General features: G+C 52.3%; 24 protein-coding genes. 2 read left to right on the top strand and 22 right to left on the bottom strand.

All coding sequences use genetic code 11. The features are described from left to right. Positions 1-16: 16 nt before the first annotated feature. From rplV to fkpA, 18 genes are all read right to left on the bottom strand, one after another. Entirely contained in the window at positions 17-349 is a 333-nt protein-coding gene (gene rplV, locus AC0IXH_RS20115) for a 50S ribosomal protein L22 (RefSeq protein WP_013204131.1), read from the bottom strand. A gap of 13 nt (positions 350-362) precedes the next feature. After that, on the bottom strand, positions 363-641 hold the full coding sequence (rpsS, locus tag AC0IXH_RS20110; protein WP_013204132.1) for a 30S ribosomal protein S19: 279 nt from the start codon (positions 639-641) through the stop codon (positions 363-365). A 16-nt stretch (positions 642-657) separates the two neighbouring features. Continuing rightward, a complete protein-coding gene (gene rplB, locus AC0IXH_RS20105; RefSeq protein WP_013204133.1) occupies positions 658-1,479 on the bottom strand; it encodes a 50S ribosomal protein L2 in 822 nt (273 codons plus the stop codon). A gap of 17 nt (positions 1,480-1,496) precedes the next feature. Then, complete coding sequence (gene rplW, locus AC0IXH_RS20100) at positions 1,497-1,799, bottom strand: 50S ribosomal protein L23 (protein WP_013204134.1); 303 nt, start codon at positions 1,797-1,799, stop codon at positions 1,497-1,499. After that, complete coding sequence (gene rplD / locus AC0IXH_RS20095; protein WP_013204135.1) at positions 1,796-2,401, bottom strand: 50S ribosomal protein L4; 606 nt, start codon at positions 2,399-2,401, stop codon at positions 1,796-1,798. The genes rplW and rplD overlap by 4 nt, the downstream gene beginning before the upstream one ends. 10 nt (positions 2,402-2,411) lie before the next feature. Beyond that, on the bottom strand, positions 2,412-3,041 hold the full coding sequence (gene rplC / locus AC0IXH_RS20090; RefSeq protein ID WP_013204136.1) for a 50S ribosomal protein L3: 630 nt from the start codon (positions 3,039-3,041) through the stop codon (positions 2,412-2,414). Positions 3,042-3,074: 33 nt separating this feature from the next. Then, positions 3,075-3,386 carry a 30S ribosomal protein S10 gene (gene rpsJ, locus AC0IXH_RS20085; protein ID WP_001181005.1) on the bottom strand — a complete coding sequence of 104 codons (312 nt, stop codon included), beginning with the start codon at positions 3,384-3,386 and terminating at the stop codon, positions 3,075-3,077. A 339-nt stretch (positions 3,387-3,725) separates the two neighbouring features. After that, a complete protein-coding gene (bfr, locus tag AC0IXH_RS20080; protein ID WP_013204137.1) occupies positions 3,726-4,199 on the bottom strand; it encodes a bacterioferritin in 474 nt (157 codons plus the stop codon). An 84-nt stretch (positions 4,200-4,283) separates the two neighbouring features. Beyond that, positions 4,284-4,478 carry a bacterioferritin-associated ferredoxin gene (gene bfd, locus AC0IXH_RS20075; RefSeq protein WP_346568034.1) on the bottom strand — a complete coding sequence of 65 codons (195 nt, stop codon included), beginning with the start codon at positions 4,476-4,478 and terminating at the stop codon, positions 4,284-4,286. A gap of 166 nt (positions 4,479-4,644) precedes the next feature. Continuing rightward, on the bottom strand, positions 4,645-5,829 hold the full coding sequence (tuf, locus tag AC0IXH_RS20070) for an elongation factor Tu (RefSeq protein ID WP_013204139.1): 1,185 nt from the start codon (positions 5,827-5,829) through the stop codon (positions 4,645-4,647). A gap of 70 nt (positions 5,830-5,899) precedes the next feature. Further along, positions 5,900-8,014, bottom strand: coding sequence for an elongation factor G (gene fusA / locus AC0IXH_RS20065; protein ID WP_013204140.1), 2,115 nt, complete (start codon positions 8,012-8,014; stop codon positions 5,900-5,902). Positions 8,015-8,107: 93 nt separating this feature from the next. Then, entirely contained in the window at positions 8,108-8,578 is a 471-nt protein-coding gene (rpsG, locus tag AC0IXH_RS20060; RefSeq protein ID WP_008457106.1) for a 30S ribosomal protein S7, read from the bottom strand. A gap of 96 nt (positions 8,579-8,674) precedes the next feature. Then, on the bottom strand, positions 8,675-9,049 hold the full coding sequence (gene rpsL, locus AC0IXH_RS20055; protein ID WP_013204141.1) for a 30S ribosomal protein S12: 375 nt from the start codon (positions 9,047-9,049) through the stop codon (positions 8,675-8,677). Positions 9,050-9,174: 125 nt separating this feature from the next. Continuing rightward, positions 9,175-9,462 (bottom strand): sulfurtransferase complex subunit TusB, encoded by a 288-nt coding sequence (gene tusB / locus AC0IXH_RS20050; protein WP_105760326.1) that lies wholly within the window; start codon positions 9,460-9,462, stop codon positions 9,175-9,177. Between the two features lie 7 nt (positions 9,463-9,469). Further along, positions 9,470-9,829 carry a sulfurtransferase complex subunit TusC gene (tusC, locus tag AC0IXH_RS20045; protein ID WP_346568035.1) on the bottom strand — a complete coding sequence of 120 codons (360 nt, stop codon included), beginning with the start codon at positions 9,827-9,829 and terminating at the stop codon, positions 9,470-9,472. After that, complete coding sequence (gene tusD / locus AC0IXH_RS20040; protein ID WP_346568036.1) at positions 9,829-10,215, bottom strand: sulfurtransferase complex subunit TusD; 387 nt, start codon at positions 10,213-10,215, stop codon at positions 9,829-9,831. The genes tusC and tusD overlap by 1 nt, the downstream gene beginning before the upstream one ends. Then, complete coding sequence (locus tag AC0IXH_RS20035; RefSeq protein WP_013204145.1) at positions 10,215-10,937, bottom strand: helix-turn-helix transcriptional regulator; 723 nt, start codon at positions 10,935-10,937, stop codon at positions 10,215-10,217. The genes tusD and AC0IXH_RS20035 overlap by 1 nt, the downstream gene beginning before the upstream one ends. A gap of 199 nt (positions 10,938-11,136) precedes the next feature. Further along, entirely contained in the window at positions 11,137-11,973 is an 837-nt protein-coding gene (gene fkpA, locus AC0IXH_RS20030; protein ID WP_013204146.1) for an FKBP-type peptidyl-prolyl cis-trans isomerase, read from the bottom strand. A gap of 285 nt (positions 11,974-12,258) precedes the next feature. Between fkpA and AC0IXH_RS20025 the strand changes: the two genes are divergently transcribed. Further along, on the top strand, positions 12,259-12,477 hold the full coding sequence (locus AC0IXH_RS20025) for a SlyX family protein (protein WP_013204147.1): 219 nt from the start codon (positions 12,259-12,261) through the stop codon (positions 12,475-12,477). Positions 12,478-12,535: 58 nt separating this feature from the next. Here AC0IXH_RS20025 and slyD read toward each other — a convergent pair whose 3' ends face one another. The 4 genes from slyD to kefG form a co-directional block, all read right to left on the bottom strand. Further along, a complete protein-coding gene (slyD, locus tag AC0IXH_RS20020; RefSeq protein WP_013204148.1) occupies positions 12,536-13,087 on the bottom strand; it encodes a peptidylprolyl isomerase in 552 nt (183 codons plus the stop codon). A 139-nt stretch (positions 13,088-13,226) separates the two neighbouring features. Next, complete coding sequence (locus AC0IXH_RS20015) at positions 13,227-13,421, bottom strand: YheV family putative zinc ribbon protein (RefSeq protein WP_013204149.1); 195 nt, start codon at positions 13,419-13,421, stop codon at positions 13,227-13,229. A gap of 8 nt (positions 13,422-13,429) precedes the next feature. Beyond that, positions 13,430-15,235, bottom strand: a complete 1,806-nt coding sequence (kefB, locus tag AC0IXH_RS20010) for a glutathione-regulated potassium-efflux system protein KefB (protein ID WP_013204150.1) — start codon at positions 15,233-15,235, stop codon at positions 13,430-13,432. After that, positions 15,236-15,787: a glutathione-regulated potassium-efflux system ancillary protein KefG gene (gene kefG, locus AC0IXH_RS20005; protein WP_013204151.1), complete on the bottom strand. Its 552-nt coding sequence runs from the start codon at positions 15,785-15,787 to the stop codon at positions 15,236-15,238. Positions 15,788-15,908: 121 nt separating this feature from the next. On the opposite strand from kefG, the gene AC0IXH_RS20000 reads away from it, so the two are divergent. Then, the gene (locus AC0IXH_RS20000; protein ID WP_013204152.1) at positions 15,909-17,807 is read left to right on the top strand and encodes an ABC transporter ATP-binding protein; all 1,899 of its coding nucleotides are present in this window, start codon (positions 15,909-15,911) and stop codon (positions 17,805-17,807) included. Positions 17,808-17,811 lie beyond the last annotated feature (4 nt).

Below are 17,811 nucleotides of genomic sequence, written 5' to 3'. Positions count from 1 at the left end.
GCTAGTCTCCAGAGTCTCAGCGATCGGACACAACCACAGTAATGTGGCTGGTGCGCTTCAGGATGCGATCTGCACGACCTTTTGCACGAGGCATAATGCGCTTCATGCTAGGGCCTTCGTCTACGAAGATCTTCGTGACTTTCAGATCATCAATGTCAGCGCCATCGTTGTGTTCGGCGTTAGCAATGGCAGATTCTAAGACCTTCTTAACCAGTACAGCCGCTTTCTTGTTGGTGTAGGTCAAAATGTCCAGAGCCTGCGACACATTCTTACCGCGTACAAGATCCGCAACAAGGCGAACCTTCTGTGCAGAAGAACGAGCGTGGCGATGTTTAGCGATAGTTTCCATCTCTTCCTCCTGCTTAGCGTTTCTTGGCTTTCTTATCAGCCGTGTGGCCGCGATAAGTACGGGTCGGTGCAAATTCACCCAGTTTGTGACCGACCATTTCGTCGGAAACAAAGACAGGAACGTGCTGACGACCATTATGGACAGCGATGGTCAAACCGATCATGTTAGGGAAGATCGTTGAACGACGGGACCAGGTGCGCAAAGGCTTCTTGTCTCCGCTTTCCACCGCTTTCTCTACCTTCTTCAGCAAGTGCAGGTCAATAAAAGGACCTTTCTTGAGAGAACGTGGCATGGCTTATCCTCTAAAATTATTTGCTACGGCGACGTACGATAAATTTATCAGTACGCTTGTTGCTGCGGGTCTTCTTACCTTTGGTCTGAACGCCCCACGGAGTTACCGGGTGCTTACCAAAGTTACGACCTTCACCACCACCGTGTGGGTGGTCGACTGGGTTCATCGCAGTACCGCGAACGGTAGGACGAACACCACGCCAACGAGCAGCACCGGCTTTACCCAGAACGCGAAGCATATGCTCAGCATTACCGACTTCACCCAGGGTAGCGCGGCAGTCGATTTCGACTTTACGCATTTCACCTGAACGCAGACGCAGGGTTACGTAGGAACCTTCACGCGCAACGATCTGCACGTAAGTACCAGCTGAGCGAGCAATCTGTCCGCCTTTGCCTGGTTTCATTTCTACGTTATGCACGGTAGAACCCACTGGGATGTTACGCATCGGCAGGGTGTTACCTGCTTTAATCGCAGCATCAACGCCAGACTGAATCTGGTCGCCAGCTTTCAGGCCTTTAGGGGCCAGGATGTAACGGCGCTCGCCGTCTTTGTACAGAACCAGTGCGATGTTCGCAGAGCGGTTCGGATCGTACTCAAGACGTTCAACGGTTGCTGGGATACCATCTTTGTTGCGTTTGAAGTCAACAATACGGTAAGCCTGCTTGTGACCACCACCGATATGACGGGTAGTGATGCGACCGTTGTTGTTACGGCCGCCGGATTTGCTGTTTTTCTCTACCAGCGGGGCGAATGGTTTGCCCTTGTGCAGCTCCGTGTTTACCACTTTAACTACATGGCGACGACCCGGAGATGTCGGTTTACATTTAACAACTGCCATTGTTCTTCTCCTCCGACTTACTCAGCGCCGCCGACGAAGTCCAGATTCTGGCCTTCTTTCAGGGTGACGTAAGCTTTTTTCCAGTCGTTACGACGACCAATACGCTGACCAGAACGTTTAACTTTCCCTTTAACTACCAGGGTGTTAACGTCTTTTACTTCCACTTCGAAAAGCTTCTGTACAGCGGCTTTGATTTCTGCCTTGGTCGCGTCTTTAGCAACTTTGAGAACGATGGTGTTTGTTTTTTCCATCGCGGCAGATGCTTTTTCAGATACGTGCGGCGCGCGCACGACTTTCAGCAGACGTTCTTCACGGATCATGCCAGCATCTCCTCAACTTGCTTAACTGCGTCAGCAGTCATAACGACTTTGTCGAAGGCGATCAGGCTAACTGGGTCGATACCAGCTGCATCACGTACGTCAACCTTGTACAGGTTGCGCGCGGCCAGGAACAGGTTCTCTTCCAGTTCGCCAGTGATGATCAGCACGTCTTCCAGAGCCATGTCTTTCAGTTTCTCAACAAGCAGCTTAGTTTTAGGCGCTTCCAGAGAGAACTGCTCGACAACGATCAGACGATCTTGACGTACCAGTTCGGACAAAATGCTTTTCAGCGCGCCGCGGTACATCTTTTTGTTAACTTTTTGACTGTGATCCTGTGGCTTCGCTGCGAAAGTTACACCACCTGAACGCCAGATCGGGCTCTTCACAGTACCAGCACGAGCACGGCCGGTACCTTTCTGACGCCACGGTTTCTTACCGGAACCAGTTACTTCAGCGCGGGTCTTCTGAGCACGAGTACCTTGACGGGCACCTGCTGCATAAGCAACAACAACCTGGTGTACTAGCGCTTCGTTGAAATCACGACCGAAGGTAGTTTCGGAAACAGTCAGCGCGCTTTGCGCGTCTTTCAATACTAATTCCATTGCTATCCCCTTACGCCTTAACAGCTGGTTTAACGATCAGGTCGCAACCGGTAGCACCGGGTACTGCACCTTTAACCAGCAGCAGGTTGCGCTCAGCGTCAACGCGTACCACGTCCAGGCTCTGAACAGTGACACGTTCGTTACCCATCTGGCCTGCCATTTTCTTGCCTTTAAACACTTTGCCCGGAGTCTGGTTCTGACCGATAGAACCCGGTACGCGGTGGGACAAGGAGTTACCGTGAGTAGCATCCTGAGTACGGAAGTTCCAGCGCTTTACAGTACCGGCAAAACCTTTACCTTTAGATGTTCCAGTCACGTCAACTTTTTTAACGTCGCTGAAGATATCAACGTTAATGCTCTGACCAACAGCGAACTCATCACCTTCAACGGTGCGGAATTCCCAGAGGCCACGGCCAGCTTCAACGCCAGCTTTAGCAAAATGACCTGCTTCAGGCTTAGTAACACGGTTTGCTTTTTTAGCGCCCGCAGTTACCTGGATAGCAGTGTAGCCGTCGTTTTCCAGGCTCTTAACCTGAGTCACGCGGTTTGCTTCAATTTCAATCACGGTTACTGGGATAGAAACGCCATCTTCAGTGAAGATACGAGTCATGCCCACTTTCTTACCGACTAAACCAATCATTGTGTTCAACCTCTCAATCGCTCAATGACCTGATTAACCCAGGCTGATCTGCACGTCTACACCTGCAGCCAGATCCAGACGCATCAGAGCATCAACCGTTTTTTCAGTTGGCTCAACGATGTCAACCAGACGCTTGTGAGTGCGAATTTCATACTGATCGCGCGCGTCTTTGTTGACGTGCGGGGAGATCAGAACAGTAAAACGCTCTTTGCGGGTCGGCAGCGGAATAGGACCACGAACCTGCGCACCAGTGCGCTTGGCAGTCTCTACGATTTCCGCAGTTGATTGATCGATCAAACGATGATCAAACGCTTTAAGACGGATACGGATTCTTTGGTTCTGCATGAGACCAGAGCTCCAATTATTTATAAACGAAAAGATTACTACTCAAACCCATTACGATTGATGGGAGAGTGTAATCGTCTGCACATAACTCCCCTATTGGGAGTATTGTCAGGTGAGCTAATTGCTAACCTGCGGTTCAGATTGAACCGGGCCGTCATTTCTGACGAGCCCGCGCATTATACGTGTCTGAGCACACAAAGCAAACTGTTTGTCGCAAAGGACTGTAGTGGGAAGCTGGAAGGGGAAAGCGCTTGATGGAACTCAGAAATGACAACGCCGCTGAAGTGACTGTTTCAGCGGCGAAAATATGTACAACGACATTGCAACTGCCCTACCCTGCTATTCGACTTTTATTTGTGTCTGTAGATAATTTTGAACCCCAACCTTGCCCATCAGCTCGAGTTCGGTTTCCAGGAAATCGATGTGATGCTCTTCATCCTCCAGGATCACAATCATCATGTCCCGACTGACATAGTCATGCACCTTGTCGGCGTAGGCTATCGCTTCCCGCAAGTCTCTCGCCCCTTCAAGTTCCAACGCTAAATCTGACTTCAGCATCTCTTCAACATCCTCTCCGATGCGAAGTCTGCCCAGATCCTGCAGGTTGGGTAATCCTTCAAGAAACAGAATGCGTTCAATGTACTTGTCGGCATGCTTCATTTCATCGATGGATTCGTGGTACTCAATATCGTTAAGCCGCATCAGTCCCCAATTCTTGAACATCCGCGCATGCAGGAAATACTGATTAATAGCAACCAGCTCATTTCCAAGCAATTTGTTTAAATGACTTATAATTTTGGCATCGCCCTTCATTTTGCTTCCTCCGCTTCCAGTTAATCAAATCGTAGACGCGGATTGGGGGAAGTCAAAAAACCATGACAAATTATAGGGAGATTATCAGGCGATCTCTTTGTACTGCGGAACGTGCTGCAGTTCTTCATCCATGATTTCGCGCGCGGCACGGATACATTTGCCACATTGTTTGCCAACCGGGACCAGTTGACGAAGGTGCTGTAACGATTTCGGTTGATAACGACGGACAACTTCGCGGATGGTTTTATCACTAACGGCATTACACAAGCAGACGTACATTTTGCGACTCCAGTACAGTTTCTGATCACAGTGTAAATGCGAATCGTTTTTATTTCAATCGCTACCCGCCTGCCGGCGTCAAATTACAGGCATAAAAAAAGAGCACCGAAGTGCTCTTTTTATTTGCACCGGCAGAGCGAACCCTGCCGTTTCAAATCATCGACAATTAAGCGATAACTTTAGCAACAACGCCCGCACCAACAGTACGGCCGCCTTCACGGATTGCGAAACGCAGACCGTCATCCATCGCGATTGGGTGGATCAGGGTAACAACCATCTGGATGTTGTCACCAGGCATTACCATCTCAACGCCTTCTGGCAGTTCGATGGTACCGGTCACGTCAGTTGTACGGAAGTAGAACTGTGGACGGTAGCCTTTGAAGAACGGAGTATGACGGCCGCCTTCATCTTTGGACAGAATGTAAACTTCTGACTCAAATTTGGTGTGTGGCTTGATTGAACCTGGCTTAGCCAGAACCTGGCCACGCTGGATTTCTTCACGCTTGATACCACGCAGAAGAACACCACAGTTCTCGCCTGCACGACCTTCGTCAAGCAGCTTACGGAACATCTCAACACCAGTACAAGTAGATTTAACGGTGTCTTTGATGCCGACGATTTCAACTTCTTCGCCAACTTTAACGATACCGCGCTCTACACGACCGGTAACAACAGTACCACGGCCGGAGATAGAGAAAACGTCTTCAATTGGCAGCAGGAATGGCTTGTCAATTGCGCGCTCTGGTTCTGGGATGTAGCTATCCAGGTAACCAGCCAGCTCGATGATTTTCTCTTCCCACTCAGCTTCGCCCTGCAGTGCTTTCAGTGCAGAACCGCGAACGATTGGCAGGTCATCACCAGGGAAGTCGTAGGCAGAAAGAAGTTCACGAACTTCCATCTCAACCAGTTCCAGCAGCTCTTCATCATCAACCATGTCACATTTGTTCATGAATACGATGATGAAAGGAACGCCAACCTGGCGACCCAGCAGGATGTGCTCACGGGTCTGAGGCATAGGGCCGTCAGTTGCAGCAACAACCAGAATTGCACCGTCCATCTGCGCAGCACCAGTGATCATGTTTTTCACATAGTCGGCGTGGCCTGGGCAGTCAACGTGCGCATAGTGGCGAGTCGGGGTGTCATATTCAACGTGAGAAGTGTTGATGGTGATACCACGCGCTTTTTCTTCTGGTGCGTTATCGATCTGGTCGAATGCACGAGCAGAACCGCCGTAGGTTTTAGCCAGAACGGTGGTGATAGCTGCTGTCAGGGTAGTTTTACCGTGGTCAACGTGGCCGATAGTACCAACGTTGACGTGCGGTTTGTTACGTTCAAATTTCTCTTTAGCCACGACGATATTCCTTACTTTAATGCTCTCACTCCATGGTGAGAGCATATGATCAATATTTTAAAACTGTAGCTTATTTGCTACGAGCTTCAATAACGGCCTGAGCGACATTGTTCGGCGCATCATCATACTTCAGGAACTCCATAGAGTATGAAGCACGGCCTTTAGTCAGAGAACGCAGCTGAGTTGCATATCCGAACATTTCAGACAGCGGAACTTCAGCGTGAATCTGAACGCCAGTAGCGTTAGATTCTTGTCCCTTCAGCATACCACGACGACGGCTAAGGTCACCGATAACGTCACCGGTGTTCTCTTCCGGAGTCTCTACTTCAACCTTCATAATCGGCTCAAGCAGAACTGGAGTTGCTTTCCTAAAGCCGTCTTTGAACGCGATAGAAGCAGCCAGTTTAAACGCCAGCTCAGAGGAGTCAACGTCATGGTAAGAACCAAAGTGCAGACGAACACCCAGATCAACTACTGGATAACCAGCCAGAGGACCTGATTTCAGCTGCTCCTGGATACCTTTGTCAACCGCAGGGATATATTCCGTTGGAATAGTACCGCCTTTGATGTCGTTGACGAACTCGTAACCTTTAGGGTTCGAGCCTGGCTCCAGTGGGTACATGTCGATAACAACATGACCGTACTGACCACGACCACCAGACTGCTTGGCGTGTTTGCCTTCGATATCGGTAACTTTGGCGCGAATCGCTTCACGATAAGCAACCTGAGGTTTACCGACGTTCGCTTCAACGTTGAATTCACGCTTCATACGGTCAACGATGATGTCGAGGTGCAACTCACCCATACCGGCGATGATGGTCTGGTTAGTTTCTTCATCAGTCCATACGCGGAATGATGGATCTTCTTTAGCCAGACGACCCAGAGCCAGACCCATTTTTTCCTGGTCAGCTTTGGTTTTTGGTTCAACAGCGATCGAGATTACTGGCTCTGGGAATTCCATGCGCTCCAGAATGATCACGTTGTTCGGATCACACAGAGTGTCACCGGTAGTCACGTCTTTCAGACCGATAGCCGCGGCGATGTCGCCTGCACGAACTTCTTTGATCTCTTCACGCTTGTTGGCGTGCATCTGTACGATACGGCCCAGACGCTCACGAGCAGACTTCACCGGGTTATAAACTGTGTCACCGGAGTTAACGATGCCAGAGTAAACGCGGAAGAAGGTCAGGTTACCAACAAACGGGTCGGTAGCGATTTTGAACGCCAGCGCAGCAAACGGTTCTTCATCATCAGAGTGACGAACAGCTGGGGTATCTTTACCATCGTCCAGCATACCGTTGATTGCAGTAACGTCAGTTGGAGCCGGCAGATATTCAACAACCGCATCCAGCATCGCCTGAACACCTTTGTTCTTAAATGCAGAACCACAGGTAACCAGGATGATTTCGCTGTTCAGAACGCGCTTACGCAGAGATGTTTTGATCTCTTCTTCAGTCAGCTCTTCGCCGCCAAAGAATTTCTCCATCAGCTCGTCAGAACCTTCAGCAGCGGCTTCGACCAGCTTGGCGCGCCATTCATCAGCCAGTTCCTGCATATCAGCTGGGATCTCTTCGTAAACGAAGGTCACGCCCTGATCGGCATCGTTCCAGTTGATGGCTTTCATTTTCACCAGGTCAACAACACCGGTGAATTTCTCTTCTGCGCCGATTGCCAGCTGCAATGGAACTGGGTTTGCACCCAGGCGCACTTGCATCTGATCAACAACTTTCAGGAAGTTAGCACCCATGCGGTCCATTTTGTTAACGAACGCGATGCGTGGAACTTTATATTTGTTAGCCTGGCGCCATACGGTCTCAGACTGTGGCTGAACACCACCAACTGCACAGTAAACCATTACTGCGCCGTCAAGCACACGCATGGAACGTTCTACTTCGATGGTGAAGTCAACGTGTCCCGGGGTGTCGATGATGTTTACATGGTGTGGCTCAAACTGCTTAGCCATACCAGACCAGAAACAGGTGGTCGCAGCGGAAGTGATGGTAATACCACGTTCCTGTTCCTGCTCCATCCAGTCCATGGTGGCCGCGCCGTCATGTACTTCACCGATTTTGTGGTTTACACCGGTGTAGAACAGAACACGTTCGGTCGTCGTCGTTTTACCGGCGTCGATGTGTGCGCTGATTCCGATGTTACGGTAGCGCTCAATGGGTGTTTTACGAGCCATTTGATTCCTCTGATTCTCGGACGTTCTAAGTTAGTAAACCCCAGCGGGTGAGTCACTGGGACGCCCGCTGGGTTAATAACAACTACGAAGCTGTTACCAGCGGTAGTGAGCGAACGCCTTGTTGGCTTCGGCCATACGGTGAACGTCTTCACGTTTCTTAACTGCAGTACCTTTGTTCTCTGCAGCATCAGAAAGTTCGTTCGCCAGGCGCAGAGCCATCGATTTATCACCGCGTTTACGAGCAGCTTCAACGATCCAACGCATTGCCAGAGCATTACGACGAACCGGACGGACTTCAACTGGTACCTGATAAGTAGAACCACCAACGCGACGGGATTTAACTTCCACGGTTGGGCGGACGTTGTCCAGGGCTACTTCAAATGCTTCCAGTTCGTTTTTACCTGAACGCTGAGCCAGGGTCTCAAGCGCGGTATAGACGATTGATTCAGCTGTAGATTTTTTACCGTCTACCATCAGGATGTTTACAAATTTAGCCAGCAGCTCTGATCCGAACTTAGGATCTGGCAGGATTTTACGCTGGCCAATTACGCGACGACGTGGCATGGAAATACTCCGTTGTTAATTCAGGATTGTCCAAAACTCTACGAGTTTATTATGACATTTAATATAAAACGTTTGGCCTTACTTAACGGAGAACCATTAAGCCTTTGGCTTCTTCACGCCGTACTTGGAGCGTGACTGCTTACGGTCTTTAACACCTGAGCAGTCCAGCGCGCCACGGACGGTGTGGTAACGCACACCTGGCAAGTCTTTTACACGACCGCCACGGATCAGGATCACGGAGTGTTCCTGCAGGTTATGACCTTCACCGCCGATGTAGGAGGTAACTTCAAAACCGTTGGTCAAGCGAACACGACATACTTTACGCAGTGCGGAGTTCGGTTTTTTAGGGGTAGTAGTATATACGCGAGTACATACACCACGTTTCTGCGGGCAGGCTTCCAGCGCAGGTACGTTGCTCTTTGCAACTTTACGTGCGCGTGGTTTGCGAACCAGCTGATTAACTGTTGCCATTAAATAGCTCCTGGGATTTGCTTTTGCTTCGTAAACACGTGATAAATCGCCTCGTGGTATAACGAGGACGCAGAATTTTAGGGCTGAGCTCAAAAGGTGTCAAGAAATAACCAGGATATCTTCAGTTACCAGGTTATTTGTTGTGGGTTTTTTACCGTCAGCGCGACGAAATCAGTATAGCTTACTGTCGCCACACTGGTCGAAATTTGAGCAGAAAGCCCACGCGCGACAATGTCTTCTTCCAGCACATACAGGGATATAGGGGCTTTCTGCAGGATTTCAAGGCTACGCGTCCCTTCAATTGCGGCCAGCACACCATCCTGAATGAGCAGAACATCGTCGCCTGCCGCAAATAAACGCACGATCGCGGCTAAATCGGTCTTAAAAGGGGAAGCGGTCAGAGTGTGAAGCATAAAATCCTCAAAACGTGATGATCCGATCGTACTTTCCAAGCGCTTCACGCAATGCAGCAGGCGTCATCACTTCGACCGGCAGCACGTTGGTCATTTCGGCACTCAGGCCACGTTCAGCCAACGATTCCGCACAGACATAGAAATGCTCGATGTCATACAGCGGCAGCACGCCAAAGGTCGCAATGTAATTGCGGGAAAGTATCTGTTCGGGGTCCTGGCCTGAGAGAAGCTGGAACACGCCGTCGCTGACAAAAAACAGCGCCAGCTCTTCACTCAATGCAGACATCGCCATCACCGCATCAAGCCCTTCGCGGCCGGCACTGTTGCCATGAGGAGCCTGGCTGAACACGAACGCCACACGGTTCATCAGAACTGCACCAGACGGTCACAGGTCAGCGCCGCTTCCGCCAGCGCACCCAATCCCGACAGCTGAAAGCCTTCCGCCAGATTGGCCGCAGGCAGCCCCAGATTGGTCGCTTCCTGCCGATCGGTAATGCCCCGACGTAACGCCGCGGCCACGCAGATATTCATCGTCACGCCCTGCTCCTGATGCAGGCGCTGCCAGGCCTGACTGAGGTGAAATTCATCGCTGGCCGGTGAGGTTAACTGGCTGGCATTCAGCACGCCTTCACGATAGAAGAACACGCTCTCCAACTGATGGCCGGCGGCCAGTAAAGCCTGGGCGAAAAGATAGGCGCTGCTGGATTGCTGCGTGCCGTAAGCCGGTCCGGTGACCAGCAGGGAATAACGCATCAGCGATCGTGCCCCTGCAAATCGCCATTCTTGAACTGGCGGATGTAGAGATAAACCGTGTGCTTGGAAATATTCAGCCGGTCGGCGACCTGGTTAATGGCATCCTTGATATCAAAGATCCCCTTCTCATACAGGTTCAGCACGATCTGACGGTTTTTGGCGTTGTTGGACACATTGCGGTCGCCGCTCACCTCTTCGATGGTGAACTCCAGCGTTTGCATCACCAAATCGTCAACCGACGACGCGAAGTTCACGGAAGATGCCGCGTCCTGTGTCTCCGGTGGCATAAACGTCGCCATAATCTGAGAGAAAGGCACATCCAGGTTCATGTTGATGCACAGCAGGCCAATGACGCGTTGATCGCCGTTGCGGATGGCAATGGTCACCGATTTCATCAGTACGCCGCTTTTTGCCCGCGTGAAGTAGGCTTTGGAGACATTGCTGTCTGCGCCATTCATGTCATGCAGCATACGCAGCGCCAGGTCGGTGATAGGCGACCCAATTTTACGCCCCGTGTGCTCGCCATTGGCGATTCTGACCGCTGAGCACTTCAAATCTTCCAGTGAATGCAGCACGATTTCGCAGTGGGAGCCGATCAGCATTGCCAATCCATCCACCACCGCTTCATAGGATTTGAGGATATCAAAGTCAGTTTGCACGAAGGGATGCTGTTCCAGTAATTCCAGATCGGCCACATCACCGGTAAAAATTGAACCAGACATTTAGACACCACCCTTTAAGAGAGCCTGTCGCACGGCGCAAGGGCAGACTCATTCTGAAGAAAATGCGTGAGGCACAGTCTATCAAATATCAGAAACGCCTGTCCTGACCTTTGTCATGAAATGCCGGGGAACGCAACAACAAGAGGGATTTTACAGCGGGGAAAGCACACCGCCACACAATGTGTGGCGGTGAGAGGTGTTACTTCGCCTGCGTGGCGGCTGGGGCTTCTGCTGGGCTCGGAGCATTAGCATCCGCTTTGGCAGCAGGTTTGATGTCAAGCAGCTCAACATCGAACACCAGCGTGGAGTTAGCCGGGATACCCGGAACGCCGTTTTTGCCGTAAGCCAGCTGTGGTGGGATCACCAGCTTAATCTTACCGCCTTTCTTCACGTGCTTCAGACCTTCAGTCCAGCCTGGGATAACGCCATCCAGACGGAATGACAGTGGCTCACCGCGGGTGTAGGAGTTATCGAATTCAGTACCGTCAATCAGCGTACCTTTGTAGTTCACTACCACAGTGTCGCTGTCTTTCGGTGCGTCGCCGGTACCTTCTTTCTCAACCTGGTAAAGCAGGCCAGACTCGGTTTTCTTCACGCCTTTTTCTTTCGCGAACTTGGTGGCATAAGCCTCACCTTTCGCGGTGTTCTCTTTTGCGTCTTTTTCCATCTTGGCCTGAGCGGCGCCTTTCACGCGGCCTTCAAATGACTGCAGCGTCTGCTCGATTTCCTGGTCTGAGAGTTTGCTCTTACCCGCAAAAGCGTCCTGAACACCGGAGATCAGCTGATCTTTATCCAGTTTGATGCCCAGTTTCTCTTGCTCTTTCAGTGAGTTCTCCATGTAGCGACCCAATGACGCACCCAGCGCATAAGCGGACTGCTGGTCGTCATTCTTGAAGGCTGCATTCTTCGGTGCCTGCTGTGGTGCCTGTTCAGCCGGTGCTGCTGCCGGAGTAGTTTCGGCAGCCATTGCCAGTGGCGCATTCAGCGCAACGGCCATGGTGGTGGCTAACAGTGTGACTTTAAACAGTGATTTCATCCATTTCTCCAAAACCGAAGGCTCTCACCTCGGAAATCGTTTACAGGCCAGGGCCTGCACTATAACTGTCTGCGAGGAAGCTACACAATCTCGCAATGAAAACTAAGTTAACTTCCGACCGCAGTCCCCTGCGAAAGTTTCACCACAGAGATGCAGACGCGAAAGAACTTTTTCAACCGCTGGAGCGAAATTAACCGCAAAATCCCTATTTCAAGCCAGGCTTTGCCGTTAGAATCACGCCATTCGGCCAGTATACCGGCCAGTGCAGCAACAAGAGGAAAACGTATGCAACAATCATTGTTTGAAGAGCGGATGGAGATGCTGGAGAGCCGACTGGCCTTTCAGGAACATACCCTGGAAGAGCTTAACCAAACGGTGATTCATCATGAACTGGAGATGGCCCGTTTGCGTGAGCAAATGCGCCTGCTGACCGATAAGCTAAAATCAGCGGCTCCTTCGATGATCGCGTCACAGTCTGAAGAAGCCCCGCCGCCGCACTACTAACGGCCGGTTCAGCGCATAAAAAAAGGAGCCCGTGGGCTCCTTTTTTCGTGTCGGGCACTTAGTGGCAGCCACAGCCGCCAGTACCACAACCGCCTTTACCATGGTCGTGATCATGGTCATGGTCGTGATCGTGGTCATGACCGTGCTCACCGTGAACGTGGCCATGGGCCAGTTCTTCCGGCGTCGCTTCACGAACCGCAACCACTTCAACGTTGAAGTTCAGGTTCTGACCGGCCAGCATATGGTTACCGTCAACCACAACGTGCTCGTCTTCAACTTCGGTGATTTCTACCGGAACAGGACCCTGATCGGTTTCTGCCAGGAAGCGCATGCCAACCTGCAGTTCATCAACGCCCATAAACACGTCTTTCGGTACGCGCTGTACCAGGTTGTCGTCATACTGACCGTAAGCGTCGTCGGCAGCGATGTTCACTTCGAACTTATCACCCGCCTGATGCTCTTCCAGGGCTTTTTCCAGACCTGAGATCAGGGAACCATGACCGTGCAGGTAATCCAGCGGTGCGCTCACCGGGGACTCATCGACCAACACGCCGTCTTCTGTACGTACCTGGTATGCCAGGCTGACCACCAGGTCTTTAGCTACTTTCATGATTACTCCTAACCGTTGAGAACGTTGAGTCCTTAGTTTGTTGACCTGTTTGCCAACGCGAAAGACTCTAAATTGCGCCGATTGTAACGAATTTCAATGCCGCTGTGTGTTACAGCTTAAAAAAAGCTGAGGCATAACGCTACTCAGGATGGAAAATTCCAATCACTTGCTCATTGGTTCTGACCTGTTCCTGCGCCTGTTTGTCGGCTTCACGCATCTGGTGGCCGCACTTAACACACTCAACCACATCGATATTATTCTCCTGCCACAGCGCAAGCGTGTCCTGAGCCTTGCATTTTGGGCAGGTGGCACCTGCAATAAATCTTTTACGCATAATCGATCCTATTCAAATTCGTCCCAGCCATCAAACTGGCGTTTTTCATGCTGCATCTCAGCCTGAAAAATATCTTCCAGCTCACGACGCGCCTCTTTTACCCGGGAAATTTGCTGGCTGTCAGCATGATTTGGCATCAGTTCACGCAGCATCCGCATATCTAACCGGCGAAAATGTTGCTGGGCGCGAAACGCCTGATGAGGATGCATGCCCAGCGTCATCAGCGCCTTGCGTCCTAACTCCAGCGCACTGGAGAAGGTCTCACGCGAGAATTGCGTCACGCCAGCCTGAATCAGCTCGTGCGCCTCCACACGTCCCCTCGCCCTTGCGAGGATCTGCAGGTGCGGGAAGTGATGCTGGCAGAGATGCACAATCTCCATCGCATCTTCCGGGCCGTTACAGGTAATCACGATAGACTGGGCGGTTTCTGCGCCAGCGGCACGCAACAGCTCCAGCTCGGTCGCATCCCCATAGTATACTTTGTAACCGTATTTTCGCATCAGGCTAACCGCACTGATATCGCGCTCCAGCACGGTAATGCGTTTCTCGTTGGCCATCAGCAGGCGGGCGACAACCTGACCAAAACGCCCGAAGCCCACCACGATCACCTGTGGCTTATCATCCTCAACGAACGGTTTCTCGGCGGTCTCATCCACTTCGTTAAAGCGTCTTTCCAGAATCTTATCCACGCCCTGCATTAGCAACGGCGTGGTCATCATCGACAGGGTGACGGTAACCAGCAGCAGCGGCATCTGATCGCCGGTGAAAAGCTTCGCCGAGGAGGCAGCGGAGAACAGCACAAAGGCAAACTCACCGCCCTGGCTCAGCACGCCGGAAAATTGCAGGCGTTCTGAACTGCGCAGGCCAAAGATGCGGGAAAGCAGATAGAGCACGCCGGCTTTGATGGAAACCAGTGCCACCACGCCAATCAGGATTTCGGTGATATGGGTATAAAGCACGCCCAGATTCAGCGCCATGCCGACGGAGATAAAGAACAGGCCCAGCAGCAACCCTTTGAAGGGATCGATGGCGATTTCAAGCTCATGGCGGTATTCACTTTCCGCCAGCAGGATCCCGGCGATGAAGGTTCCGAGCGCCATCGAAAGCCCCAGCGCATCCATAAACAGCGCCGAACCCAGCACCAGCAGCAACGCCGCTGCGGTAAAGACTTCACGCACGCCGGAAGCGGCGATAAAGCGGAAGATCGGCTTTAGCAGATAGCGACCACCAATCAACATGCCGGCAAAGGCCAGCACCTTCATGCCAACCTTCATCCAGTCGGTGTGGCCGCTGTCACCGCCGGCCAGTAACGGCACCAGCGCCAGCGCGGGGATCACCGCCAAATCCTGGAACAGCAGCACCGAAAAGCCCAGCTGACCGGACTCGTTACGGTTCATGCCCTTATCGCGCATTAACTGCAGCGCCATCGCCGTTGAGGACATCGCCAGGCCAATGCCGCCAATGGTCGCGGCCTGCCAGGAGAAGTCCGTCAGCAGCAGCAGCCCGCCCAAAATGGCCGCACTGAAGATAACCTGCGCCGCGCCGACGCCGAAGATAGACCGACGCAGCTCCCACAGCTTTGAGGGCTTCAGTTCCAGGCCGATGATAAACATCAGGAACACCACGCCCAGCTCGGAGAAGTGAAGGATCTCGTCCACATCGCTGATAAAACCAAGTCCCCACGGGCCGATGGCAATACCCGCCAGCAGATAGCCCAGAACCGCGCCAATGCCTAAACGGGCCGCAATCGGCACAGCGATAACCGCAGCAAATAAATAGACCACGCCTGCCGTCAGGAGAGTTTGTCCTTCCATTCAAATACCTCCATAAGGCAAAGGGGAAGCGAGCCAGTCACTGTAAGCTCGCGAAAAATTCTTCATCACGTCCGGGGTCTGGCGACGGGCCCAGTAGATGATCATCGGCGTCAGCCAGTGCATCCGGCACATCTGCGCCGTCAGCTCGAACGGACGCATAATGTCTGACATCGGATAGCGGTTCAGCCCTTCCTGATGGTAAGCCGCTTCGGGCTCACCGGTGGTGATCACACTGCGCCAGTATTTGCCTTCCAACACGTTGCCGCCGGGACCGCTGGCAAAACCGCGTGACAGCACACGATCGAGCCACTCTTTCAGCAGCGCCGGGCAGCTGTACGTATAAAGAGGATGCTGGAAAACGATGATGTCGTGCTCGCGCAACAACTGCTGTTCGTAGTGAATATCGATAAAGAAATCAGGATAGTGCGCGTAGAGATCGTGAACGGTCACGTGCGGCAAATCATAGGCCGGTTGCAGCAAAACCCGATTGGCTATCGAGTCTTGTGATTCCGGGTGTGCATAAAGCAGCAAAACTTTAGGTGGCTGCGACATCATTCCCCTCCAAATCATCGTCACGGCGGGGAAATTCCGCTACCATGCTCGACGCAACGGAATTCAAGATTCCGAAAAAATTGATGGTTTAATTTAACATATCCTGACTATTACGGCGCTTATGATTGTCTTCTCATCGTTACAAATTCGACGCGGTGTCCGCGTACTGCTGGACAATGCCACAGCCACGATTAACCCCGGGCAGAAAGTGGGCCTGGTGGGAAAAAACGGCTGCGGTAAATCCACGCTGCTGTCGCTGCTCAAAAACGAGATAAGCGCCGATGCAGGGAGCTTTAGCTTTCCCGGCACCTGGTCGCTGGCCTGGGTCAATCAGGAAACCCCGGCCCTTTCCGTTCCGGCGATTGAATACGTGATCGATGGCGATCGCGAATTCCGTCAGCTGGAAGCTGAACTGGCACATGCCAATGAGATCAACGACGGCCACGCCATCGCCACGCTGCACGGTAAGCTGGATGCGATTCAGGCCTGGACAATACAGCCTCGCGCCGCCAGCCTGCTTAACGGTTTGGGCTTTTCTCAGGAACAGCTGCAACGCCCGGTAAGCGATTTCTCCGGCGGCTGGCGCATGCGTCTTAACCTGGCGCAGGCGCTGATTTGTCGCTCTGACCTGCTGTTACTCGATGAACCGACAAACCACCTCGATCTTGATGCAGTGATCTGGCTGGAGCGCTGGCTGAACAGCTATCAGGGCACGCTGGTATTGATTTCGCATGACCGCGACTTCCTCGATCCGGTGGTCGACAAAATTCTGCATATCGAAAACCAGTCGATGAACGAATACACCGGCAACTACAGCTCGTTCGAAATTCAGCGCGCCACCAAGCTGTCGCAGCAGCAGTCGATGTTTGAAAATCAGCAGCAAAAAGTGGCGCATCTGCAAAGCTTTATCGACCGCTTTAAGGCCAAAGCCAGCAAAGCCAAGCAGGCACAAAGCCGCATCAAAATGCTCGAGCGCATGGAGATGATCGCGCCTGCTCACGTTGATAACCCGTTCACCTTCAGCTTCCGCGAGCCGGAAAGCCTGCCTAACCCGTTGCTGAAGATGGAAAAAGTCACCGCCGGTTACGGTGATAAAATCATCCTGAATTCCATCAAGCTGAACCTGGTTCCCGGCTCCCGCATTGGGCTGCTCGGCCGCAACGGTGCCGGTAAATCCACGTTGATTAAGATGCTGGCCGGCGATCTGGCGCCGTTAAAGGGCGATATCGGCCTGGCAAAAGGCATCAAGCTTGGTTACTTCGCCCAGCATCAACTGGAATTCTTACGGGCAGATGAATCTCCGCTGCAGCATATGGTGCGTCTGGCGCCAAAAGTGTTGGAACAGCAGCTGCGGGATTATCTGGGCAGCTTTGGTTTCCAGGGCGATAAAGTCACTGAAAACACCGAACGCTTCTCCGGCGGTGAAAAAGCGCGGCTGGTGCTGGCCCTTATTGTCTGGCAGCGCCCTAACCTACTGCTGCTTGATGAACCGACCAACCACCTGGATCTGGATATGCGTCAGGCGCTGACCGAAGCGCTGATTGATTTCGAAGGCGCACTGGTCGTCGTTTCGCACGACCGTCACCTGCTGCGCTCCACCACCGACGATCTCTACCTGGTTCACGATGGTCAGGTCGAGCCGTTTGATGGCGATCTGGAAGATTACCAGCAGTGGCTGAGCGATCTGCAAAAGCAGACCTCGGCGTCAGAGCCGAAGCAGGACAGCGCCAACAGCGCGCAAAACCGTAAAGACCAGAAACGGCGTGAAGCGGAACTGCGCACCCAGACTCAGCCGCTGCGTAAGCAGATCGAGAAGCTGGAAAAGCAGATGGAAAAGCTGAACACGCAACTGTCAGAGGCGGAAGCCAAACTGGCCGATGGCGACATCTACGATCAGAGCCGCAAAGCCGATCTCACGTTAGCGCTACAACAGCAGGCTACGGCAAAATCGGCGCTGGAAGAGTGTGAGATGGAATGGCTGGATGCGCAGGAGCAGTTGGAAACCCTGATGGCCTCCTGATGCC

The sequence above is a fragment of the Erwinia sp. AC075 genome, from assembly GCF_979253995.1.
This window is presented reverse-complemented; position numbering and strand designations above follow the sequence as displayed.

Bases quoted from the DNA above. Each gene is read 5' to 3' on its own strand.
- rpsJ (WP_001181005.1), bottom strand. From the start codon at position 3,386: ATGCAGAACCAAAGAATCCGTATCCGTCTTAAAGCGTTTGATCATCGT.
- fusA (WP_013204140.1), bottom strand. From the start codon at position 8,014: ATGGCTCGTAAAACACCCATTGAGCGCTACCGTAACATCGGAATCAGC.
- slyD (WP_013204148.1), bottom strand. From the start codon at position 13,087: ATGAAAGTAGCTAAAGACCTGGTGGTCAGCCTGGCATACCAGGTACGT.
- AC0IXH_RS20000 (WP_013204152.1), top strand. From the start codon at position 15,909: ATGATTGTCTTCTCATCGTTACAAATTCGACGCGGTGTCCGCGTACTG.
- rpsS (WP_013204132.1), bottom strand. From the start codon at position 641: ATGCCACGTTCTCTCAAGAAAGGTCCTTTTATTGACCTGCACTTGCTG.
- tusB (WP_105760326.1), bottom strand. From the start codon at position 9,462: ATGCTTCACACTCTGACCGCTTCCCCTTTTAAGACCGATTTAGCCGCG.
- AC0IXH_RS20015 (WP_013204149.1), bottom strand. From the start codon at position 13,421: ATGCGTAAAAGATTTATTGCAGGTGCCACCTGCCCAAAATGCAAGGCT.
- rpsG (WP_008457106.1), bottom strand. From the start codon at position 8,578: ATGCCACGTCGTCGCGTAATTGGCCAGCGTAAAATCCTGCCAGATCCT.
- rplW (WP_013204134.1), bottom strand. From the start codon at position 1,799: ATGATCCGTGAAGAACGTCTGCTGAAAGTCGTGCGCGCGCCGCACGTA.
- AC0IXH_RS20025 (WP_013204147.1), top strand. From the start codon at position 12,259: ATGCAACAATCATTGTTTGAAGAGCGGATGGAGATGCTGGAGAGCCGA.
- bfd (WP_346568034.1), bottom strand. From the start codon at position 4,478: ATGTACGTCTGCTTGTGTAATGCCGTTAGTGATAAAACCATCCGCGAA.
- AC0IXH_RS20035 (WP_013204145.1), bottom strand. From the start codon at position 10,937: ATGTCTGGTTCAATTTTTACCGGTGATGTGGCCGATCTGGAATTACTG.
- tusC (WP_346568035.1), bottom strand. From the start codon at position 9,829: ATGAACCGTGTGGCGTTCGTGTTCAGCCAGGCTCCTCATGGCAACAGT.
- fkpA (WP_013204146.1), bottom strand. From the start codon at position 11,973: ATGAAATCACTGTTTAAAGTCACACTGTTAGCCACCACCATGGCCGTT.
- rplB (WP_013204133.1), bottom strand. From the start codon at position 1,479: ATGGCAGTTGTTAAATGTAAACCGACATCTCCGGGTCGTCGCCATGTA.
- rpsL (WP_013204141.1), bottom strand. From the start codon at position 9,049: ATGGCAACAGTTAATCAGCTGGTTCGCAAACCACGCGCACGTAAAGTT.
- kefG (WP_013204151.1), bottom strand. From the start codon at position 15,787: ATGTCGCAGCCACCTAAAGTTTTGCTGCTTTATGCACACCCGGAATCA.
- tusD (WP_346568036.1), bottom strand. From the start codon at position 10,215: ATGCGTTATTCCCTGCTGGTCACCGGACCGGCTTACGGCACGCAGCAA.
- rplV (WP_013204131.1), bottom strand. From the start codon at position 349: ATGGAAACTATCGCTAAACATCGCCACGCTCGTTCTTCTGCACAGAAG.
- rplC (WP_013204136.1), bottom strand. From the start codon at position 3,041: ATGATTGGTTTAGTCGGTAAGAAAGTGGGCATGACTCGTATCTTCACT.
- kefB (WP_013204150.1), bottom strand. From the start codon at position 15,235: ATGGAAGGACAAACTCTCCTGACGGCAGGCGTGGTCTATTTATTTGCT.
- rplD (WP_013204135.1), bottom strand. From the start codon at position 2,401: ATGGAATTAGTATTGAAAGACGCGCAAAGCGCGCTGACTGTTTCCGAA.
- bfr (WP_013204137.1), bottom strand. From the start codon at position 4,199: ATGAAGGGCGATGCCAAAATTATAAGTCATTTAAACAAATTGCTTGGA.